The following is a 19,183-nucleotide window of genomic DNA, read 5'->3' on the forward strand; positions in this document are numbered from 1 at the left end:
AAGTGGATGTAGCAGTAGCAAAAAGGTTTCGGTTTAATAGCCGGAACTTTTTTTGTGCTTATTTTTAAATGTGTACGCCATATTATTTTTCGGGAAGAGCGGAATTGCGCTTTTTAGAATTTATTATCTAAGAATAAAATGAATAGTGTCCGCTGAATTAGAAAATACTGGATTCTAATATAATAAATGTTAAAATAAAAATGAACTATTTCAAATAATCTAGCTTTTGAACTCATACTTTTAAATAATGGAGGTAAGCACTATCATGATGCTATTGGAATTAATATTAGTTTTGCTTATGATTACATTGGCGCTTTTTATACATGAAATGGGTCATGCACTAGCTTTAATAATGAGCGTTAAGAAAGCAAAAGCGGAAGTTTATGTGGGTTCGTCCAGCAAAGAGAAAAAACTGAGGTTTCGGATCGGGAGAATTACTTGTTATGTAAACATTGCCATTTCAGGAGTCTGTTACTCAGTGGTTCCGGAAGAGCTACCGCCAACTACTTCTAAACAACAAGCTATTTTTCTTGTAGGTGGACCGATTGCTTCAATCCTTAGTTTTATAGCCTTGTATTTAGTCTCAACTTTAATATCTGGTGTAATAGGCGCTATCATAACTGGAATTGCGTTCATTTGTTTAATTACATTCATCATGACGTTAATGCCTATTACTTACCCTGCATTTTTAGGTGGACTTCCAAGTGATGGATTACAGCTTTTAACTATCTTTAAAGAGAATAGAAAACAACGTAAAGCGGTTTTGTGAGATGTGGCCTTTAGTATACATAACAGTGCATAATCCAGTTTCTAACTGGATTTTTTAAGCAATTATAGAGGGGCACAGCTTAATTTAAAGGACATTTAAATGAAGAAAATTCAAAGTGGATGTTTCTTCTTTTGAGTTTATTCGCCCTTCGGCTCGACTGCTTTTCGGGTAAGGTATCCACAAGTAATTCCGCCGATGAAGAGGGCCATTCCACCAAAATCCATATCTTGAGTAATCACGCCGATAATCGACCAGGTAAGTATGACTGCAAGAATTAAAATGATCAGGTATTTCATTTTCACAACTCCTATTAATTTTATGTACATGGCAGGAAGAAAAGCGAATTCAAAATGAAGAAACAGCTGCCATAAATGAAAGCAAGAAAACAAGCAAATAGAGAGCTCCAGTTCGTTTCATTCCCTCTTTAACTTTTTCAATCCCAAATAATAAAAAGGCGCCAGACATCATTAAGAAGATAGTGTGAGAAGAGAGCTCTAAGCTGTCATCCACTAATTCAAAGATACTTAAGATCAGAACTGCCAGTGCGAAGCCTATAGTCAGTTTTTTTAACAAAATTATCGCCTCCTCACTAGATTTAAAATTACATGTATTTACCTTATCATACTTTTAAAAACAATTTTTATAATTCAATATATTTGAGTAATGAAGGATGAAGTTTTGAGTGCGGATCATGAGTTTTACTTAGTTCTAATCTCAGTATGTTAAGGAGGGGGGCGGAAGTTAATCTCTATGGTCAATAGAATCCAGAGTTGATCATCTAATAAAAAATTTGGAATACAGAAGATAAGCTTTGCTAAAAATGATTGAGAGGCCGTACTCGATAAATGAGGACGGCCTTTAATTGAATTTAAATAGGATATTTCTCTAGTTAAGTTAGATTCAGACCCAAGATAATGTCGATTACAAGTGGAGAAGAATCTTTAAACAATCCTGTTTTCCACTATTGGTATTTTCGTACTATTCAGTCTATATTTTCAGGAGTTTAAATTTAACGTTTCTGTTACTATATAACTCTTTTGAGGATTATGGGTAAAAACTTAGTTTATATAACGTACAAACTAACTGAATATTGCTATAATCATTTTGGGCTTGCAAAGTGGAATATGAAAACGCTTTCTTATAAGTGCTTTGCAAACTTAAAACTTCAGACAGGAGGTAGGATTGGAGATTTCTGATGACCTTTTTTAAAAATTGATTTTAAAAGGAGAGAAAGAAATGCTGAAAGTTCTACGTAAACCCGTAATCACTGGCTTGGCTTTAGCACTTTTATTACCTGCAGGATTGAATAGTTCCGCAAATGCTGAAGATTCCCTTAAGGCTTTGGACGTTGATCCAATCTATGAACGATACGCTGATTCTTTTGCAATCGGTGCTGCGGTCGAACCTTTTCAGCTTGAAGGCGAAAGCGGAGAAGTGCTGAAGAAACATTACAACAGCATTGTGGCTGAAAACGTCATGAAGCCGATTTCGATTCAACCTGAAGAAGGTAAATTCAACTTTGAAGAAGCAGATAAAATCGTCAAATTCGCGAAAGAAAATAATATGGAAATCCGTTTCCATACACTGATCTGGCATAGCCAAGTCCCCGAATGGTTCTTCCTAGATGAGAAAGGCAAGCCGATGGTTGATGAAACGGATGTGAAGAAACGTGAGAAAAATAAAAAGATCGTTCTTAAGCGTGTGGAAAAGCACGTGAAAGAAATCGTTAAACGTTATAAAAATGATATCGATTCGTGGGATGTGGTCAATGAAACCATTGATGATGGCGGCGGCCTTCGAGAATCTCAATGGTACCAATTGACAGGAACGGATTATATCAAAGTCGCTTTTGAGACTGCCAGAAGATTTGCCGGCAAAGACGCTAAACTTTATATCAACGATTACAATACTGAAGTAGAACCGAAACGGACAGAGTTGTATAACCTGGTGAAAGACTTGTTGGCAGATGGAGTGCCGATCGATGGCGTAGGGCATCAGGGACACATTCAATTAGGCTGGCCTTCCCTTCAGGAAACTGAGGATTCCATCAATATGTTTGCGAGCCTCGGACTGGACAATCAAATCACGGAATTGGATATCAGCCTTTACGGCTGGCCGCCAAGACCGGCTTATCCGACTTACGAAGACATTCCAGAAGAACGTTTCCAAGCGCAGGCAGAACGCTACAATGACTTGTTCGAACTTTATGAAAAACTGGATGACAAAATCAGCAGTGTCACATTCTGGGGCATCGCTGATAATCACACATGGTTGAATGATCGTGCTGAAGAATACAATGACGGCGTCGGAGTGGACGCACCATTTGTTTTTGGACGCGATTATAAAGTGAAACCCGCTTACTGGGCTATTATGGATTAATAAAAAATTGGCTATTTGAGATTTATAACTGTTTCTAATTTTGAACTGCCTTTCCGTTGTTTAGTACTACAAACAACGGAAAGGCAGTTTTTTATAATATAAAAAATGGGATGCTAAATAGAGGGATACACACCAAGCGGAGTGAAAAGAATGATACAAATTCGACAGCCTATATCAAATCGTTGGAATTGAGAATGGTCAAGCTGAAGCAACAATAAGATATTCTCATTCACACCTAATCAATAATGAACTCCTTAATGGCATTAATCAGTAACCATTCTGCATTGTACTACGGACAGTTTTATATGGTCGGAATAGCAGAGGTCTAGCAGCTGGTTTATTGCTGATCTTTTATGTTCCTTGATTTCCTTTTTGTGTATAAAACATAAATAGCATTCAGAATGAACAATACTATAGCGGATGTCAAAAAGCCAAGTATTCCCGGTACATTAGGACCAGTTATTAAATAGAAAATAGTAGCTAACACAAAAGCTGTAAAACCAGCCATACTAAGTTTCCATTGAGAATTTTCTATTTTCTCCATACCAGTGTTCACCCTTTCTTATGCAAATAATAGTTCTCTCAAAAATGAAGAGCTTTCAATCGTTGAGATAGACCAGCTTGGGACAATACAGATTATTATTAAAATTATTTATTTCAATAGTACCAAACTAATAATTTATAACAAACTCTAAGTGATTATTGTAATTAAACATTTTACGTATCATTGAGTCTACAGGAAGCAAATAATATCCTCGGTCAATAAAAAAGAACTGTAGCATGGTGACTACAGTTCTCATGGAATGTTCAATGATCATTAATTAATCCACTGCACAATTTTTTTCATGTCTTTTCTTACTCTCGGGAATTTAGGCTCGTCTTCCCGGTAACCAAACGCAACCATAGCCGATACAGCTAAATGGCCATCCTCCAATAAGTTTTCTTCCTCCAGAAGCTTTTGTACTTTATCGTAATGAAACCCTTCAATTGGACAAGAGTCAATTCCTAGGAAAGCGGCGACAGTCATCATGTTGGCAAAAGGAATATAGGTTGATTTTCCAGCCCAATCCAACATTGTACGCTCGTTTACCAGGAGATTTTGTTGGTTTTCTTGGAATTCTTTATACGCTTCTTTGATTTGATCATACATTTCAGCAGGAAGCCCGGCATTAAGCGATTGATTTTTCGCATATTCGGAGTCGTACTTGGTATCCTTGATGGTTCTTGCAAGAATGATCACGAAATGACTTGCGGTGGGAAGAGTGCCTCGTGCACCTGGAGTAATTTCTTTCAGCTTTTCTCTGAATTCCTGGTTTTGAATAATGAGGAATTTCCAAGGCTCATAGCCAACTGAACTTGGCGAAAGTCGGGCTGCCTCCAAGATTAGATTAAAGTCTTCTTCTGAGATTTTTTTTGATGGGTCAAAGGATTTTATAGCCCGTCTAAATTGAAACGCATCCAGAATTTCTTGTCTTTTTATTACTTTTTGTGTCATGTTCAAAAACTTCCTTCTTCGTTGTATTTAGGCAAGCTAGCTTTTATCAGACTTCACATCAATAAAAAATAGGTTGATATTTCCCTTGTTTTGATGAGCTTAGCCTAGTCATCCAGTAATTAAGTATAAAAAATGGAAATGTAACATCTTACACTTAATCAACTGGCGTTGTACGTTAGACACTATAGGAAAGTTCAGTTGTTATCAAACATCGTGTTTATGCATTTTTATGTGAATCTGTTAATATCATCAATTGAACTTTTATTTGAAAGTTTCGTCTTTACTAAAAGGATGAAATGCCAGGAGCGGGAAGTGAACTAATGAAAAATCATCGGAATTTATTGATATCCATAGGCATCGTGGCTGTTCTTTTTGTGGCGGCCATTATCTACACTCTTGTGAGTAACCAAGATCCGTATAAATTTCATTCGGGATTGGGCTCCGGTCTTTCTGTCTCTCCAGATGATGAAACGATTTTGTTTTCCTATTATGACCAAGGAGCAGAAGCAATATTCAAAGGCCGCTTGTCAGACGGGGAAGTAGAGAAAGTGACAGAACCGGTAGACGAGGACCATCGCATGCCGCAATTCTCCCCTAATGGAGAAGACATTCTCTATTTGTCTGCTGGGAATGAAGGTGTTCAGTCTCTTCAGTATATGAGTATTGAATCTGGAAGTCAGCCTTTACAATTAACTGGAATGGATGTGCATGTATCCACCGCTGCTTTTTCACCGGACGGGAAAACCATTTATTATGTAGCGACTCTAGCAGAGGATTTTTTAAAGCCAGAAGGTGAAAAGGAAAACGGAGCTGACTTGTTTTCTTTAAATACCGCGGATGGAGAATTTCTTAAATTAACCGATAAAGACGCTTTTGACATGTCTAAACTCTCGGTTTCAGCCGATGGAACCACGCTTTATTACACGGAATTTGACGGGATTCAACAGCTGATAGCCTATTTACTTGATGAGAAGGTTGAAAGTCCTTATTTGCCTCAATATCTTAAAGAGGACCTATACGAACCTTATTTCTCGGAAAATCAAGAGTTGTTGGCTTATACCGCTGTATCGGAAAAATCCAAAAAGTCCGGCTCGTTATTTGAATACGAACTTTTTTTGATGGAGACTTCAAACGGAGAAAAGAGGACACTTACGGACTTTCATGCATCGGTGACATCGCCATCGTTTTTTCATCATGAAAACCGGATCGCCTTTTTAATGCAACCGAATTGGCCAGATCAGCCGGAGGTTTATGAAGCAATGACCGTTGATTTTGACAGCGGTGAAACAGCGCCGCTGACTTTGGAATTTCCTGAATCGAATAACACGTTTCAGTCAGCCGCTATCGCACGATTATTCGTAAACCCGCTAACGGTACCGGGACTTTATATTCTGTTGTTCTGTTTGTTGAGCGTTTACTTTCATTCGGCATTAGACAAAAGATATCTGCCAACTAAAATAAGTGCGGTTCTTACGGCCATTGTTTTCATAGTCAGTTGTTTAATCCTCTTTATGAACCCATGGGCTGCTATCGGACTATTTGGATTAGCTGCAGTTTTGGCCTTCTGTACAGTACTCGTCTTAGCTTTTGCATATATTTATACTGGATTAACGAGTTCAGAGGACGGGGATAATGAAGATGAAGAAAGTGAAATCTTGAAGCGGTGAAATCAGGGACAGAAAGAATTAATATTACAAAAATCCCCTTTTATGGTAAAGTGGATGGGTCGTATTCTAGAAATGGAGGAGTGACATGACAATTTTAATCAAGCGGCTTGTAATGCCAACTTTCGTTGTGCTGCTTGTTTTGCTAAGTGCTTGCACAAATGCCGATACTCAAAAAACGCTGATGATTGACCATCCAACTGGGTATGAGGGAGTTCTGGTCTCCGGTGCTACTTCAGTAATTGAAACGAGTGGTTACGAAGAGGTACTGGTCAGTGGAGGAGACAAAGCGAATGAGTTGATTGATGCATTGAACGGAAGTGAACTTGTCGAAGCAAGTGAAGATGAACTTGAAAGCAGAACAGCTGACCTGGAAGCACCAGGAAGTTACCGAATGCTGCTTTACAACAAACCAAGCGTCAACAGTACTGGCGAGGATATTTATCCGATCCTATTCTATAAAGATGGAACGATTCAAGTGAACCAAGAAGGAACCTCTTATTTTATCGCCGAACCACCCAAAGATTTGCTTACTAAATTGAAGGCAGATTGGGATATTGATTTTTAAGAGGAAAAAATTTTTGCGCTCACAATATCTTATATAAGTTTTTATAAAATGAATTTAGATTTTCAATTAAAAGATGCTGTCCCTAAATGTCATTGTTCAAGACTTTTTTGGGACAGCTCTTTTTGTGTTGATTCTCTTCAAACTTCTTTAACCACGGTTTCTGCGTATACATCATGCGGAAATTTTGCTCCGGTAGTGTTGTATTTTTTCGGGTTTTTCAAATAGATCAGTGAACTTAAAGTATCCCGGTGAACCATTCGTTTCACAATCTGTTTCGGTGTCAGTTCTTCACCGGATTCACTCAGAATTTTGATGCCCGCTGCTTTTTGTCCAATGGTTTGTCCGCTTTTCCGCATCTGTACATATTCCAACCCATATAGGACCACTGCCGGTGCAACTACCGTTTGGAAAAAACTATTTTTCACTTTCTTTTTTACTGCCTGTTCTACAGCCGCAGAAACTGCTGTGGAAATTGCTGTATCAATCAAAATGCCTTTTACTCTCTTTTTCATTAGCTTGTCCATTCAATTCATCCTTTCTTATCTTTCTTTATCGGATTCTTTAATCAGTAATTCCAGTAGAGAAAAAGTTAACCCGCATTTTTGAATGAGAGATAGTGGGGAATCATCCTTGCGGCATTGTATAAACTTCCTCAAAAGGCTGCACCACAACAAAACCATTACCCGAAAACTTCATCTGAACGGATTCTCCGCTGCCTCTGCCAAACAGGCTTTTCAGCTGAATGTCTGTAACAAAATCCGGTTCCAAATTCCCTGACCATGCAACGGTAGCATTCGGATCTGTGAATACGGGTCTGTCAGGCGTCACGAGCAAGGTGAGCGGCTCATAATGGGAAGTAAAAGCGACAAGTCCGTTGCCTTCCAGCCGTACATTGAAGAGCCCACCAGCCATCATTCCAGCGACGCGGCGCATGAGTTTGATGTCCCAATCCAGGCCGTCTTGAAAAGCGAGCAAATCATTTCCGTTGATGAAGATGCTTTCGCCTTCCAAATCCAATATGGTGATTTTCTTGCCGCGATCGGCTAGATAAAGTTTGCCGTTCCCATGCGCCTTCATTAGCTGTGCACCTTCTCCAGTGAAAGCTTTTTTAACGAATTTACCTAGCCCATGTTCAAGCATGCCTTCGCGTTCGAATTTGATGTTTCCTTCATAAGAAATCATTGATCCTGCTTTTGCCCAGACCAGCCCGTTCAGGTTCACTTCCAATAAGCGATCCGTCTCCAGCTCAAAAAATTCACGAGCGCTGTCATCTTGCTGCGTTTTTTGTACAAATTGGTGGATGGAGTACTTCGACATAAAAATTCCTCCTTTGAGTGGTTGATAATATCTACGTTTGAGGATTGAAATAGTTCCAGTGAAATGAAATTGGGCTTGGAATACGAGATTGCTTATTATTAATCAATTTAACTTTTAAAAAGTGTATGCAGAGCAGTGACGCAGAATTCTGACTTGCATATCTGCCTTTTGTTTTTGCGGAAAAAGGAGTTTATTCGTCTGGAAGGGGAATTAGTAGTTGTATACCAATAAAAAGAGGAGGGATGAATAGATGGACAACGTGAAGGAAGGATTTATTCCGGTTACTGGAGGAAATGTCTGGTATCGGATCAGCGGCAATGGCCCGGGTATTCCGTTACTCGTGCTGCACGGGGGACCGGGATCGAAAAGCAGCGACAGCGACCCGCTCCGGCAATTGGGAACAGACCGGCCGGTGATCCATTATGACCAGCTTGGATGCGGCAAATCGGATCGCCCTGAAGACACGGCTTTATGGACGGTGGAGCGCTATGTGGAAGAGTTGGAACAAGTCATTCAGGCACTTGAACTGGAAGAATTTCATTTGCTGGGTCATTCCTGGGGAACCATGCTTCTGGCTTCTTATTTATTCAAAAAACCAAAAAGAGTCCGAAGCGTCATTTTTTCCGGACCGGCATTAGACGCGCAGAGATGGGAGCGGGACCAGCGAAATTACTTGAAACAATTCCCGAAAGAGATCCAGGAGACGATTGAAATATGTGAACGGGAACACACAACAGATACTGAAGAGTACGAACAGGCAATGATGGCTTACTATAAACGCCATATGTGCCGTGTCGATCCATGGCCAAAAGAAATGGAAGAAGATATGAAAGAGCTGAACCATCAAATTTACAACTTAATGTGGGGGGCGTCTGAGTTTACGGTCACCGGAACGTTAAAGGACTTCGACGCGACTGGACGCCTGCAGGAAATTGAAATTCCGTCCCTGTTCACATGCGGCCGGTTTGATGAAGCGACGCCTGAAGCAACGGAGTATTATGCAGGCCTGGTTCCAGATGCAGAGTTCCATATGTTTGAAAACAGTTCCCATATGCCGGGAATAGAAGAACCGGAGGCGTATGTGGAGACTGTCCGCGAGTGGCTGAACCGTCAGGAATTGCGGCCGGGAGCGTAAAGAAAAATCACTCAGTGGGGAGGGATCCTTGCTGGGTGTTTATTGAAGAACTTGTGAGCGCACTCTCGTGACTTTAGCCGTGAGTTAGCGAATGCTCTTTTTTTGATATTTTGTTCTACATCTGCTCTACTATGTGTAGAGGCGAACGAGATGTTAAGAGCTAATAAGGGCAGGGGTTACGTCTATTATTTACGCTATCACATCGTATGGTGCGTCAAATACCGAAATGCCGTCTTAGTTGGCGACGTAGAACGCGATGTGAAAGAGATTCTTCGGGAAATTGCCGATGAACAAAAATTGAGATTCTTTCACTCGAAACCGATAAAGACCATGTGCACATGCTCATCAGTTGCACGCCGCAACAGACCATCCCATCCATTCTGAAATCATTCAAAGGGACGTCAGCCAGGCGTTTGTTCCTGCGTCACCCGTCGCTTAAAAATGCGCTATGGGGCGGACACTTGTGGAACCCCAGTTATTTCGTCGCAACCGTAAGCGATACAACCGAAGAACAGATTAAGCATTATATCGAGCATCAGCAAATCAACTGGAAATGAGGAGAAACCGCATGCTGAAAGCCTATAAATACCGATTGGTTCCGAATAGGGCACAAAGAGAATACTTTGCCAAAACATTCGGCAGCGTGCGGTTTCTTTACAATCAGATGCTCGCCGATCGGAAAGCCCATTATGAATTATACAAGCACGACAAAAAATTATTGTATGCGATCAAACTGCGTACGTATACGTCGTTTAAACAAGAATTTCCGTTTCTAAGAGAACCCGATAATTTAGCGCTGGCAAATGCGAAGCTTGATTTGGATGCAGCGTACCAAACGTTTTATAAACACGGCGCAGGCTTCCCTGTATTCAAATCCAAACACCACTCAAAAGCCAGTTACAAGACGAACAACCAGAAAGGTTCGATTCGAATTTTAAATAACCGAATCAAATTACCGAAAATCGGTTTCGTCAAATTCAAGCACCACCGGAAGTTTAACGGGCTGATTAAATCGTGCACCGTGAGCATGACGCCGAGTGGCAACTATTATATTTCGGTGCTCGTCGAACAAGACGGCGTCCCGTGGATTCCAGCACCGCACAAAATCGGCATCGATCTGGGATTAACCGATTTTGCGATTACCACGAACGATGCCGGGTTTTCTGAGAAAATCGCAAACCCGAAACATTTGGAAAAAGCAGAGAAAAAACTGAAACGCGCTCAGCAACGCCTGTCACGCAAAAAAGAGGGAAGCAAGAACCGGGGTAAAGCGAGAAAGGTCGTTGCGAAAAAGCATGAAGAAATCGCGAATCAACGAAAAGATTTTCTTCATAAGTTGTCTCACAAGATCGTTCACGAAAACCAAGTGATCGTACTTGAGACGCTTTCCAGTAAAAACATGATGCAGAACCGCAGGTTAGCCAAAGCCATTGCGAGTGTCAGTTGGTCTGAATTTACGCGCCAGCTCGAATACAAAGCATTGTGGCTGGGACGGACAATTATCAAAGCCGATCGATGGTATCCGTCCAGTCAAATCTGTTCAGCGTGCGGGGACAAAGGTTCCAAGAAACCACTTGGGATTCGCACATGGACCTGCATCCCATGCGGAACAGACCACGACCGGGATATTAACGCCAGTCGGAACTTATTGTCATTGACGTTATAAATAACCATTGAGGCGGGGATCGCCTTTTGAGCCTACCGTAATCATTCCCGCTACGTGCGCTGAGCGTTATGACAGACGTACGCAAGGAAGATGTTTGTAGGAAGCTCGCGAATTTAGTCGTGAGTAGTTCACTTTGTAGCAACCGCTCAAAAGTACGGCTTTGAAATTCTAGGGTAGACAAGAGTGACTTGGTAAGTTCTGCACGACATCATTAGTGATTTTAAAAACAGCAATCTAGTAGAGCTTTTCATTAGAATGTCATAACAAAACCGGACCTAAGAAAATAAATTTCTCAGATCCGGTTTTGTTTATCTGCCAAACTTATCTTAATTGACAACAGCTAATAGCAGCTTACTGCTCAAATTCGATTTTTGTCGTAATCACCCGGCTAGTCGGATGCGGGTCAAAGCCAACAATGTTTGCTTTGCCGGCAAGAGAAGGTGACGTATGGACGAGCGGGATGACAGGAGGGTCATCATGCATGATGACTTGTGCCTGTTCATACAATTCATTGCGTTCTTGCTGATCGGTAATAGTTCTTGCTTTATCCAAGATCGTATTTAGTTCCGGATTATTGTACTGAGTAGAGTTAGTTGAACCGATATTGTCACCGTGCCATAGGTTATGAATGAAATTGTCTGCATCCCCGTTCATCCCAGTCCAACCCAACAGGAATGTGTCTGCTTCTCCGTTCAAGGCTTTTTCGATATAAGTTGCCCATTCAAACGTAACAATTTCTGCTTTGACGCCAATATCAGCAAAATTCGATTGTAGGTACTCAGCTACTTTTGCCCCATCAGGCATATAGGGACGTGATACAGGCATTGCGTACAATTCCATTTCAAAGCCATCAGGAAAGCCGGCTTCGGCAAGAAGTTCCTTCGCTTTTTCAGGATCATACGGATAAGGCTCGATCTCATCATTATAGCCTTCTACAGCTGGTGGAATGGGGTTCTTTGCTGCAATTGTTCCTTCACTAAAGAACGCATCTACCATTGCATCTTTATTGACTGCATAACTGAGTGCTTGACGAACTAGAGGATCATCAAACGGTTCATGCGTTATTGTCATGCCTAAGTAGCCAAGGTTAAGAGGCGGGTTTGAGAATAATTGCAGTTCGGGATTTCCCTCAACCTGCTCATGATTCTCAGAATCCAAACCGGAAACCATATCTACTTCACCACTCAATAGCGCGTTAAACCGAGCAGAATTATCTGGAATTGTACGGAAAATCACTTGTTCCAGCTTTGGATATCCGTCCAGCCAGTATTCATCATTTTTTTCAAGTACGATTCGGTCATTCGGCTGCCATTCCTTAAAGATAAAAGGGCCGGTACCTACGGGATTGCTTCGGTAGTCGTCACCTGATTCTTCAATTGCTGCCGGACTGGAAATCGATAAAGGAGTTAAAGCCAAGTCTTTTAAAAGTGTCGGCTGAGTGCCTTTCAGCTTAAGTTCAAACTTTGACTCATCCACTGCAAGCACAGAGGCAACATTATGTGATGGATCATCTTTGTAGCCGCCAAAAACACTTCCATACATGGGAAAGTCCTCTGCGCTGCCATTCATCCATCTTTCAAAATTAAAAACGACGGCTTCCGCATTGAAGTCAGTCCCGTCATGGAACTTCACCCCGTCACGAAGTGTGAACGTATAAGTAAGGCCATCCTCTGATTCTTGCCATTCGGTTGCCAATAAGGGTTCTGTAGTTGTCTCTCCTTCCGCAAAAGTAGTCAGCGTTTCCAAAATACTTTGAGCAACGTTTTCGGATTCGCCGTCCGTAACTTCAGATGGATCTAAGGAAACCGCGTCACCACCGCGGGCAAAAATAAGTGTGTCTTGGAACGGTGATGAAGCATCATTGGGCTCTTCATTGGAGCAGGCGGCTAGTAGAAAAGGAGATAGGAAAGAAATTGTTAAAATAGCTGCAATCGCTTTACTCTTCATTTAATCACTCCTGATTAGTGGGATGGGTTGTGCTTAAAAGCATAAACTAGTGTAGCCTACAGCATCATAATAGAAGTTGTGTATTGATATGTATAATTGTGCGTATCAACTTAATGGATCGTGTTTAAGAATTTTGATTTTGCTATTACTGATACGACACCTCCTTATTCCGATTTTATAAAACATACTATTTTAAATGATTACAAATACCAGTATATAATAATAAGAGTTATTTTTGTTAATATTTAAAATAATTTGTCTTTTAAGGTTTTAAACGAAATTATATTTGATATGCAGGGAAGTACCGTTGGAAATTGATAGTTGCAGTTTTAATGTTAGGTTGAATAAAATTCAACTAATCGAGTAATCATACGATTTCAAAAAAATTAAAAGTGAGGAAGATAAGTGGAAAAATCATTGGTCTGCATTACAGGTTACTCCAATAAATTCTGGAAAATAAAAGCGCAAGGCAATTTCTTTATCGTTTCTTATGGAAGAATCGGGACCCGTGGCTCGATCAATACAAAAGAATTTCCTTCAGAAACACTATGTCTGAAAGAAGCGAACAGATTGATCGAATCTAAGTTTAAAAAAGGCTACCGGTAAAGCGAACAACAGGCAGAAGAAGTTTTGGAGGGTTCAATGACAGAAGACCAATTTTGGTGCATGCTGGAAACTGCTCACCGCAAAGGGGATGACCCGGAAGAACAGCACGAGTGGCTCATTGGAAAATTGGCCAAAAAGCCGGTGCATGAGATTGTCGGCTTTGATTTCCATTTTAATCAGCAATATGCTAAATCCTACACATCTGATTTATGGGCAGCAGCCTTTATCATTATGGGAGGCTGCTCTGATGATTCCTTTGATTATTTCCGTGCATGGCTGATGTTTCTTGGAAAAGAACCGTATGAGGGAGCTCTTCAAAATCCCGAAAGCATCCTTCCTTACTTGGAAAGGATGGAAGAGGATGTGCCGGAATTTGAAGATTTCCTGTACTGCGCCAGTGCGGCGTTTGAGGAAAAAACCGGAATGGATCAAGACGACTACCTCGATTTGTATTGGAAGGTGTCGGGAGACGTATACGTGCAGCCCGAAATGGAGTTTGATTGGAGTGAAGATGACGGGGAAGGTTTGTTCAAAAAATTTCCGTTGTTGTGGAATGCTTATGGAGAAACTCCTTTAGGTTAAAGAATAGAAGTGATTAAAAACCTTTTCTCACATTCTAAACGACAAGATTTGGCGGCTAAACAGCATAACCAGCTGCTTGAATTGGAAGAAAGAGGGCAAATTTTAAGAAAAAATTTAGCTTTTTACTTATTTTAGTAAAACATTCTAGAAAGAGTGGTCTTATTGCCAGAAAGCACTCCTGTTTTTAAATGATAACCCGATGGCTCAATAAGAAGCAGAGAAGATGCAGAAATTAATGCGTCTTGTTTTCTTGTTGATTTAAAAAATCCTTATGGATAAAGGATTTTCGATTCAACAAGATGAGGTGGCTTGGTTAGTGGAACGGAAAATGTAGATAAATGAACGGATGAAAAACATGATCCATTTTTATTGAAATACAATTACAGAAAATAAAGAAAGTATATAAAAAAAGCTTTAATGTTTTCTGAATTAAAAGAATTTTCTATAATACTTTACATATTTTATGCTATAGACTAGTCTTAATGTATCGGTAAGGCAAATAAATAACAGGAAATAAGGTGATATTTAGGCAGAAAGTACAATGTTAGATTATACAAAATAATATCAAATTATCTGAATAATGATATTTTTATATTTCAACTTAAGAGTTACGAAAGCATCATAGGGGATGTAAAGGAGTAGTTAGTATGATTATAACAGAGGAACTGGCTGGAACAGCAGAAGCGGTAAGTAAAATTTTGGGTAGCGAAGTGGAGTGCCAAGATGGAACTTACCAACTGAAAACTAAACGGTCGGTTTACGTGAAAAATAGCAAAGTATTGGATGTCAGTTTGTCCTTGGATTTAGATATTTCATTCAGCTTAAATGATGAAGGACCAGATGGCAGTAACGAAGCGCGTGTTTGTCTGATGCCGGAAGAACTCGCGGCTTTTACTCAAGCGCTGATTGCACATCCCTTATATTTCCCCATCAGCTATTCGCAGCACATGACAATGGAATGCGGAATGTATTGTATTCGCTTGACTTCACAAGAGCCTCCGGAAGTATTTGCGGAACGCCTTGTTGCTGCACTTGATGCACTGGGATAAAAAAGCATTTGCACAGATAAAAATGGATTAAAGAGGAGAAATGGTCATGGAACAGATCGAACAATTTCCTGAACAATCGGTTGGTTATTTTTTTCTGAAATCCAAAGATGTGCACGATGAAAACGGTTGTTCTTTCATTACATTCTTTGCCCGTTTGGCGAAAGAAATCAGATACGAGAAAGAAGGGAAGATACAGGAACAGGTACAGACAGTATGGGTGGATATAGAGGAAGTCATGCTGGAAAAAGCATCACCGAAAGCAAAAGCATTGCCGAATGGCATGCAGCGCTATGAACTCACACCAACTGTCTTCCATAGCCTATATCAAGTATCCCAGCAATGCCCTGAAGAGTTATTTACCATCACGCCTTATCACCGGGAATCCAGCAGTGAGAGATATATCCCTTGAGTTTAAACGGGGAAACCTCACAGCGGTTAGTATTTTATTTTAGCTTATCCGTAGTCGGATAATGCCCTTTTTGCCCCGTATTAAACAGCTTTGCACGCAATTATTATGTGGAACCATACCAAGGAGGATGAATAGGATGACTGTAATGATGAAGGAAGTAAAAGGAATGGGTAACCCAACTAAATCGTATTTGGAAATTTACAAGGAACATGTAAAGGGCTATAAGGAATACAAAATGCAGAAAGCCGTTCAATCTTCCAAAAAAGAATTGGCTAAAACCGCTTCAAATTAATTCAAGTTCAGCATGTGCATGCAAAAAACACAACCCGAAACCAAACCGGTTTCGGGTTGTGTTTGTGTATGAAAAAAACGCCCCGAAGGACGTTTTCTATTATCTGCTTCGTATTTTGGACAGCAAGCGCAGTATTTCCAAGTACAGCCAGACCAATGTCACAAGCAAACCGAAAGCACCATACCATTCAAAATATTTCGGAACCCCTTTATCAGCTGCATTTTCGATAAAGTCAAAATCCAACACCAGGTTCAGCGCGGCGATGATGACGATGACCACGCTGATCGCAATGCCGAGCGGCGTCGCTTCGTGGAGATGAGGGATTTGAAAACCGAAAAACCCGCCGATGAACGAAATCAGGTAAACCAGGAAAATGGCGCCCGTGGCAGCGGCAATGCCGAGACGGAAATTCTGTGTCACTTTGATGAGTCCCGATTTATAAACAAGCAATAAACTGAACAGCACTCCAATTGTGATCAGGACAGCCTGGAAGACGATGCCGCCGTATTGAGCTTCGTATTGGGCAGACACTGCCCCCAGGAATAATCCTTCCAGCAAAGCGTAAACAGGTGCTGTAAAAGGAGAGATTTTAGGTATGAAGATTGTCACCAATCCAACGATCAAGCCACCGATGGCTCCAACCAGAATCAACGGCAATACACTGTTCGGGCTATTGACGAACTGATTCCAGGAATAGACGAACGTTACCAGCAACAGCAATAATAAAATGAATGTTTTATTGACCGTTCCTTGAATGGTCATTTTTCGGCCAATGTTCGTGTCGTTGAAATTATCGAACGAATCGGCTTTTAAACTCGGGTTTCCACTTCTCAACTCTCTCACCTCGCATATTTTTCGTAGCAGCATTTATTATATCCTTTTCATAAACAGAAATACACGATAAAGAGAAGCGCTAATCAATGATAATTTCTTCAACGCCTCTAACCGTTAAATGGGATAAAACCGATTAGTCAGGCTATAAAATATTCCCGATATGTGAAGAAGGTGAATCCTACTACAAAAATCAAGTACAGAATTGAGCCGATGAAAATATAGGATTTTTCCGGCACATAAGCTTTCTGTTCCATTCGAATGCCCGTTTGCCCTTGAATCGACATGTCCAACCGGCGGCTGGCCATGCCTCCTTTGGATTTGAAAAAATAAATAAGGGCAAGCGCCAGTCCTGCGAAGGGGATAGCCACATCCAGGAAAGCGACGTTAAGCGCAATAGCTGCCAGCCAATTGCCGCCAGCAATCACAAAGATGGTGAAAAAGATGATCAGCGTATTTTTCATGTGTACCTCCAATTTGTATTTTTTGAAATAAATGTTAATCTGCTGCTGGTTATTATACGGTGAAAAAGAAAGAAGGTTTCAATGATTTTCGGATTGCTTATATAAGAATAGAAAATGGAGTTCTTGTAAAGTAATTCCCAATTTAATCGGAGCAAACTTCACAATATAGGATCAGCAGAAGCGGTAAAGTATTTATTTTATTCCGATAATAGAGAATCTATCACTGGATATATGTGGTAAAGTAAGAAGGCGACAGCTGACAATGAAATGGTAAATTAAAACTGATTAAGGCTGTAAAGTTGAATGTAATTTGATGTGAATGATATTACATTCAATTTTCTCAATAGAAAATAGTAGAAGATTTAATATAGTAAGGAGAGGAACTTCACGATGATACAAAGTAAACTCGCACTCATTGGTTCATTTGTTATTTTATGTATCTGCATGTCTTTGTATTTTCCGTTTCCGAATAATGTCAGGTTAAATGCTCGTACTACGTTTATGTCGTTTCCAATTCGTGACCAAGCTGGATATATTCCACTTGGGATAATGGGGGCCATTTTGTTTATAATCGCTTTAATTTTGTTGTTCAAGGGATTAAAGAAATATCACTTCCGAACAATACTAGTTGTGTTGATCCTATATGCATTTTTGCCGAAACTTTTAATTACGGCTTACCAAGAAACAGTTGCAAGCGGGATTACAGCAATATCATACGATAGCAATGGCAAGTGCAATTTTGAGTCGGTGGGGCAAAAGATAGCGAATGGGGAATGTGAGCTTGTATTGCATAATCGAAGTAATGAAGCTGTGTCATTTGAATTGGAATTTATCGATTCATTTTTTATTGAAGACGGTGTACGAATGGAGTCTCTAATAAATTTAGCGGGTCCGTATAGTATTACAATAGAAGCAAATCGCATAGAGCCTATTCGATTCAAGGAGTTGCTCGACTTATCAGATGTGCCGAAACATATCGAATCTGGAGAATCATCCGGGATTCATTTTAAGTTGACTGACGGTGAGAAAACACGTACTTTGTAGCAGGCTATAAAAAGTTATAACCTGTTGAAATGGCCAAACTAGCGAGAAATTTATTTCAATGATTCCGTAAATAAAATTCACCCTAAAAAGCAGCAGCCCTTTATCCATGAGGGCTGCTGCTTTTCATTGCATCAATTTTCAACGAAATCAAAACAAAACGCTTCCAAACCGATTTCAGCGAGCACTTCCTGGCCGGCGGCTGTTGGATGGATGTCTTGCGGAAGGACGTATTCCGCCTGATTATTCCCAAAAGCATGATATGCATCAGCCAACTCTACATCATGGAAAGAATTCGCTATTTCAGCGAAAGCAGCATTGATCTGCGGCAAGTATTGATCGGATATCTGGTGCAGCGGATCAGCCGCTTGGAACGGGTTATAAATAGTGTACAGAACAATTGGTGCATCTGTCAGCGAGCGTATTTCGTGAATGCTTGCTGCAAGATTGTCAAAAGCATCACTGTTGGCGAGCTTTTGTTGAATGAGTGTTAGAAACAACTCGGAATTTCCGCCACTTTCAGCATTGGCGGCTCTTAAAATTTCCAGAAAATCGTTGCTTCCGATGTTCAAAGTGACGTAGTCAGCGTGATGGACGGCTTTTCGAAATTTCTTATTGCTATCCAAAGCAGTAAGCAAGTCGTCTGTCTGCCATCCCGGAACTCCTAAAATGCGCACCCGCAAATCTGCGTCATCGCCGATAAGATAGGGAAAGGCGACTTCGGCAGGACGATCATTGGTTTCCCCAAGATTGTAGCCGAAAGGAATGGAATCTCCTAGAGCGACAAGAGACTCCTTGCCGTGACCATGATGGCTATCGGCTAAAGCTGTAGGGGTCCCAAGAGCCAAAGCGATTAAAGCAGCAACAAAAATTTTTATCATTTTACTCATAAGGCACCTCCTTTCTTGTTTTTTCGTTCATTATAAACCCGGAAATCTGAATTGTCTGTATTTTTTAATAAAATTTTGT

The 19,183-nt window shown here is 40.5% G+C and carries 20 protein-coding genes and 2 pseudogenes; 12 read left to right on the top strand and 10 right to left on the bottom strand.

Annotated elements, in window-relative coordinates:
• The first annotated feature begins 265 nt into the window (after window positions 1-265).
• Window positions 266-769: a hypothetical protein gene (locus QMA01_RS04230; protein ID WP_290214362.1), complete on the top strand. Its 504-nt coding sequence runs from the start codon at window positions 266-268 to the stop codon at window positions 767-769.
• A gap of 137 nt (window positions 770-906) precedes the next feature.
• On the opposite strand, the gene QMA01_RS04235 is transcribed toward QMA01_RS04230, so the two are convergent.
• Window positions 907-1,065, bottom strand: a complete 159-nt coding sequence (locus QMA01_RS04235) for a hypothetical protein (RefSeq protein WP_290214363.1) — start codon at window positions 1,063-1,065, stop codon at window positions 907-909.
• Between the two features lie 49 nt (window positions 1,066-1,114).
• Window positions 1,115-1,342, bottom strand: coding sequence for a hypothetical protein (locus QMA01_RS04240; protein WP_290214364.1), 228 nt, complete (start codon window positions 1,340-1,342; stop codon window positions 1,115-1,117).
• Window positions 1,343-2,005: 663 nt separating this feature from the next.
• On the opposite strand from QMA01_RS04240, the gene QMA01_RS04245 reads away from it, so the two are divergent.
• Window positions 2,006-3,148, top strand: a complete 1,143-nt coding sequence (locus tag QMA01_RS04245) for an endo-1,4-beta-xylanase (protein ID WP_290214365.1) — start codon at window positions 2,006-2,008, stop codon at window positions 3,146-3,148.
• A 337-nt stretch (window positions 3,149-3,485) separates the two neighbouring features.
• On the opposite strand, the gene QMA01_RS04250 is transcribed toward QMA01_RS04245, so the two are convergent.
• Together QMA01_RS04250 and QMA01_RS04255 are read right to left on the bottom strand one after the other, a co-directional pair.
• Entirely contained in the window at window positions 3,486-3,692 is a 207-nt protein-coding gene (locus QMA01_RS04250; protein ID WP_290214366.1) for a hypothetical protein, read from the bottom strand.
• A 273-nt stretch (window positions 3,693-3,965) separates the two neighbouring features.
• Window positions 3,966-4,643 (bottom strand): NAD(P)H-dependent oxidoreductase, encoded by a 678-nt coding sequence (locus QMA01_RS04255; RefSeq protein ID WP_290214367.1) that lies wholly within the window; start codon window positions 4,641-4,643, stop codon window positions 3,966-3,968.
• Window positions 4,644-4,963: 320 nt separating this feature from the next.
• Between QMA01_RS04255 and QMA01_RS04260 the strand changes: the two genes are divergently transcribed.
• Window positions 4,964-6,310 carry a hypothetical protein gene (locus QMA01_RS04260; protein ID WP_290214368.1) on the top strand — a complete coding sequence of 449 codons (1,347 nt, stop codon included), beginning with the start codon at window positions 4,964-4,966 and terminating at the stop codon, window positions 6,308-6,310.
• Window positions 6,311-6,395: 85 nt separating this feature from the next.
• Window positions 6,396-6,875, top strand: coding sequence for a hypothetical protein (locus tag QMA01_RS04265; protein ID WP_290214369.1), 480 nt, complete (start codon window positions 6,396-6,398; stop codon window positions 6,873-6,875).
• A 137-nt stretch (window positions 6,876-7,012) separates the two neighbouring features.
• Here QMA01_RS04265 and QMA01_RS04270 read toward each other — a convergent pair whose 3' ends face one another.
• Together QMA01_RS04270 and QMA01_RS04275 are read right to left on the bottom strand one after the other, a co-directional pair.
• On the bottom strand, window positions 7,013-7,399 hold the full coding sequence (locus QMA01_RS04270; protein WP_290214370.1) for an RDD family protein: 387 nt from the start codon (window positions 7,397-7,399) through the stop codon (window positions 7,013-7,015).
• 100 nt (window positions 7,400-7,499) lie between these two features.
• Window positions 7,500-8,192 (bottom strand): AIM24 family protein, encoded by a 693-nt coding sequence (locus QMA01_RS04275; protein ID WP_290214371.1) that lies wholly within the window; start codon window positions 8,190-8,192, stop codon window positions 7,500-7,502.
• A 250-nt stretch (window positions 8,193-8,442) separates the two neighbouring features.
• Here QMA01_RS04275 and QMA01_RS04280 point away from each other — a divergent pair, with 250 nt between their 5' ends.
• The 3 genes and pseudogenes from QMA01_RS04280 (at window position 8,443) to tnpB (ending at window position 10,993) form a co-directional block, all read left to right on the top strand.
• Entirely contained in the window at window positions 8,443-9,327 is an 885-nt protein-coding gene (locus QMA01_RS04280) for a proline iminopeptidase-family hydrolase (RefSeq protein WP_290214372.1), read from the top strand.
• A 150-nt stretch (window positions 9,328-9,477) separates the two neighbouring features.
• Window positions 9,478-9,884: pseudogene (tnpA, locus tag QMA01_RS04285) on the top strand (IS200/IS605 family transposase).
• 11 nt (window positions 9,885-9,895) lie between these two features.
• A complete protein-coding gene (tnpB, locus tag QMA01_RS04290) occupies window positions 9,896-10,993 on the top strand; it encodes an IS200/IS605 family element RNA-guided endonuclease TnpB (RefSeq protein ID WP_290214373.1) in 1,098 nt (365 codons plus the stop codon).
• A gap of 351 nt (window positions 10,994-11,344) precedes the next feature.
• Here the strand turns inward: tnpB and QMA01_RS04295 are convergent, their stop codons facing one another.
• Window positions 11,345-12,940: an ABC transporter substrate-binding protein gene (locus QMA01_RS04295; protein ID WP_290214374.1), complete on the bottom strand. Its 1,596-nt coding sequence runs from the start codon at window positions 12,938-12,940 to the stop codon at window positions 11,345-11,347.
• Window positions 12,941-13,345: 405 nt separating this feature from the next.
• Between QMA01_RS04295 and QMA01_RS04305 the strand changes: the two are divergent.
• From QMA01_RS04305 to QMA01_RS04320, 4 genes and pseudogenes are all read left to right on the top strand, one after another.
• A pseudogene (locus tag QMA01_RS04305) lies at window positions 13,346-14,128 on the top strand (DUF4240 domain-containing protein).
• Between the two features lie 647 nt (window positions 14,129-14,775).
• Window positions 14,776-15,177 carry a hypothetical protein gene (locus QMA01_RS04310; RefSeq protein WP_290214377.1) on the top strand — a complete coding sequence of 134 codons (402 nt, stop codon included), beginning with the start codon at window positions 14,776-14,778 and terminating at the stop codon, window positions 15,175-15,177.
• Between the two features lie 46 nt (window positions 15,178-15,223).
• Window positions 15,224-15,586 carry a hypothetical protein gene (locus QMA01_RS04315; protein ID WP_191714421.1) on the top strand — a complete coding sequence of 121 codons (363 nt, stop codon included), beginning with the start codon at window positions 15,224-15,226 and terminating at the stop codon, window positions 15,584-15,586.
• Window positions 15,587-15,722: 136 nt separating this feature from the next.
• Window positions 15,723-15,878: a hypothetical protein gene (locus QMA01_RS04320; protein ID WP_290185844.1), complete on the top strand. Its 156-nt coding sequence runs from the start codon at window positions 15,723-15,725 to the stop codon at window positions 15,876-15,878.
• A gap of 99 nt (window positions 15,879-15,977) precedes the next feature.
• On the opposite strand, the gene QMA01_RS04325 is transcribed toward QMA01_RS04320, so the two are convergent.
• Together QMA01_RS04325 and QMA01_RS04330 are read right to left on the bottom strand one after the other, a co-directional pair.
• Window positions 15,978-16,712, bottom strand: coding sequence for a Bax inhibitor-1/YccA family protein (locus QMA01_RS04325; RefSeq protein WP_191714423.1), 735 nt, complete (start codon window positions 16,710-16,712; stop codon window positions 15,978-15,980).
• Between the two features lie 137 nt (window positions 16,713-16,849).
• Window positions 16,850-17,173: a hypothetical protein gene (locus tag QMA01_RS04330; RefSeq protein WP_290185842.1), complete on the bottom strand. Its 324-nt coding sequence runs from the start codon at window positions 17,171-17,173 to the stop codon at window positions 16,850-16,852.
• Between the two features lie 390 nt (window positions 17,174-17,563).
• On the opposite strand from QMA01_RS04330, the gene QMA01_RS04335 reads away from it, so the two are divergent.
• Window positions 17,564-18,217 carry a hypothetical protein gene (locus QMA01_RS04335; RefSeq protein WP_290214378.1) on the top strand — a complete coding sequence of 218 codons (654 nt, stop codon included), beginning with the start codon at window positions 17,564-17,566 and terminating at the stop codon, window positions 18,215-18,217.
• 131 nt (window positions 18,218-18,348) lie between these two features.
• Here the strand turns inward: QMA01_RS04335 and QMA01_RS04340 are convergent, their stop codons facing one another.
• The gene (locus QMA01_RS04340) at window positions 18,349-19,104 is read right to left on the bottom strand and encodes an SGNH/GDSL hydrolase family protein (RefSeq protein ID WP_290214379.1); all 756 of its coding nucleotides are present in this window, start codon (window positions 19,102-19,104) and stop codon (window positions 18,349-18,351) included.
• Window positions 19,105-19,183: the final 79 nt, after the last annotated feature.

This window comes from Planococcus notacanthi (assembly GCF_030407825.1).
Taxonomy (GTDB): domain Bacteria; phylum Bacillota; class Bacilli; order Bacillales_A; family Planococcaceae; genus Planococcus; species Planococcus notacanthi.

Coding starts and splice junctions, on each gene's coding strand:
- QMA01_RS04230 (WP_290214362.1), top strand. CDS start 266: ATGATGCTATTGGAATTAATATTAGTTTTGCTTATGATTACATTGGCG.
- QMA01_RS04235 (WP_290214363.1), bottom strand. CDS start 1,065: ATGAAATACCTGATCATTTTAATTCTTGCAGTCATACTTACCTGGTCG.
- QMA01_RS04245 (WP_290214365.1), top strand. CDS start 2,006: ATGCTGAAAGTTCTACGTAAACCCGTAATCACTGGCTTGGCTTTAGCA.
- QMA01_RS04250 (WP_290214366.1), bottom strand. CDS start 3,692: ATGGAGAAAATAGAAAATTCTCAATGGAAACTTAGTATGGCTGGTTTT.
- QMA01_RS04255 (WP_290214367.1), bottom strand. CDS start 4,643: ATGACACAAAAAGTAATAAAAAGACAAGAAATTCTGGATGCGTTTCAA.
- QMA01_RS04260 (WP_290214368.1), top strand. CDS start 4,964: ATGAAAAATCATCGGAATTTATTGATATCCATAGGCATCGTGGCTGTT.
- QMA01_RS04265 (WP_290214369.1), top strand. CDS start 6,396: ATGACAATTTTAATCAAGCGGCTTGTAATGCCAACTTTCGTTGTGCTG.
- QMA01_RS04270 (WP_290214370.1), bottom strand. CDS start 7,399: ATGGACAAGCTAATGAAAAAGAGAGTAAAAGGCATTTTGATTGATACA.
- QMA01_RS04275 (WP_290214371.1), bottom strand. CDS start 8,192: ATGTCGAAGTACTCCATCCACCAATTTGTACAAAAAACGCAGCAAGAT.
- QMA01_RS04280 (WP_290214372.1), top strand. CDS start 8,443: ATGGACAACGTGAAGGAAGGATTTATTCCGGTTACTGGAGGAAATGTC.
- tnpB (WP_290214373.1), top strand. CDS start 9,896: ATGCTGAAAGCCTATAAATACCGATTGGTTCCGAATAGGGCACAAAGA.
- QMA01_RS04295 (WP_290214374.1), bottom strand. CDS start 12,940: ATGAAGAGTAAAGCGATTGCAGCTATTTTAACAATTTCTTTCCTATCT.
- QMA01_RS04310 (WP_290214377.1), top strand. CDS start 14,776: ATGATTATAACAGAGGAACTGGCTGGAACAGCAGAAGCGGTAAGTAAA.
- QMA01_RS04315 (WP_191714421.1), top strand. CDS start 15,224: ATGGAACAGATCGAACAATTTCCTGAACAATCGGTTGGTTATTTTTTT.
- QMA01_RS04320 (WP_290185844.1), top strand. CDS start 15,723: ATGACTGTAATGATGAAGGAAGTAAAAGGAATGGGTAACCCAACTAAA.
- QMA01_RS04330 (WP_290185842.1), bottom strand. CDS start 17,173: ATGAAAAATACGCTGATCATCTTTTTCACCATCTTTGTGATTGCTGGC.
- QMA01_RS04335 (WP_290214378.1), top strand. CDS start 17,564: ATGATACAAAGTAAACTCGCACTCATTGGTTCATTTGTTATTTTATGT.
- QMA01_RS04340 (WP_290214379.1), bottom strand. CDS start 19,104: ATGAGTAAAATGATAAAAATTTTTGTTGCTGCTTTAATCGCTTTGGCT.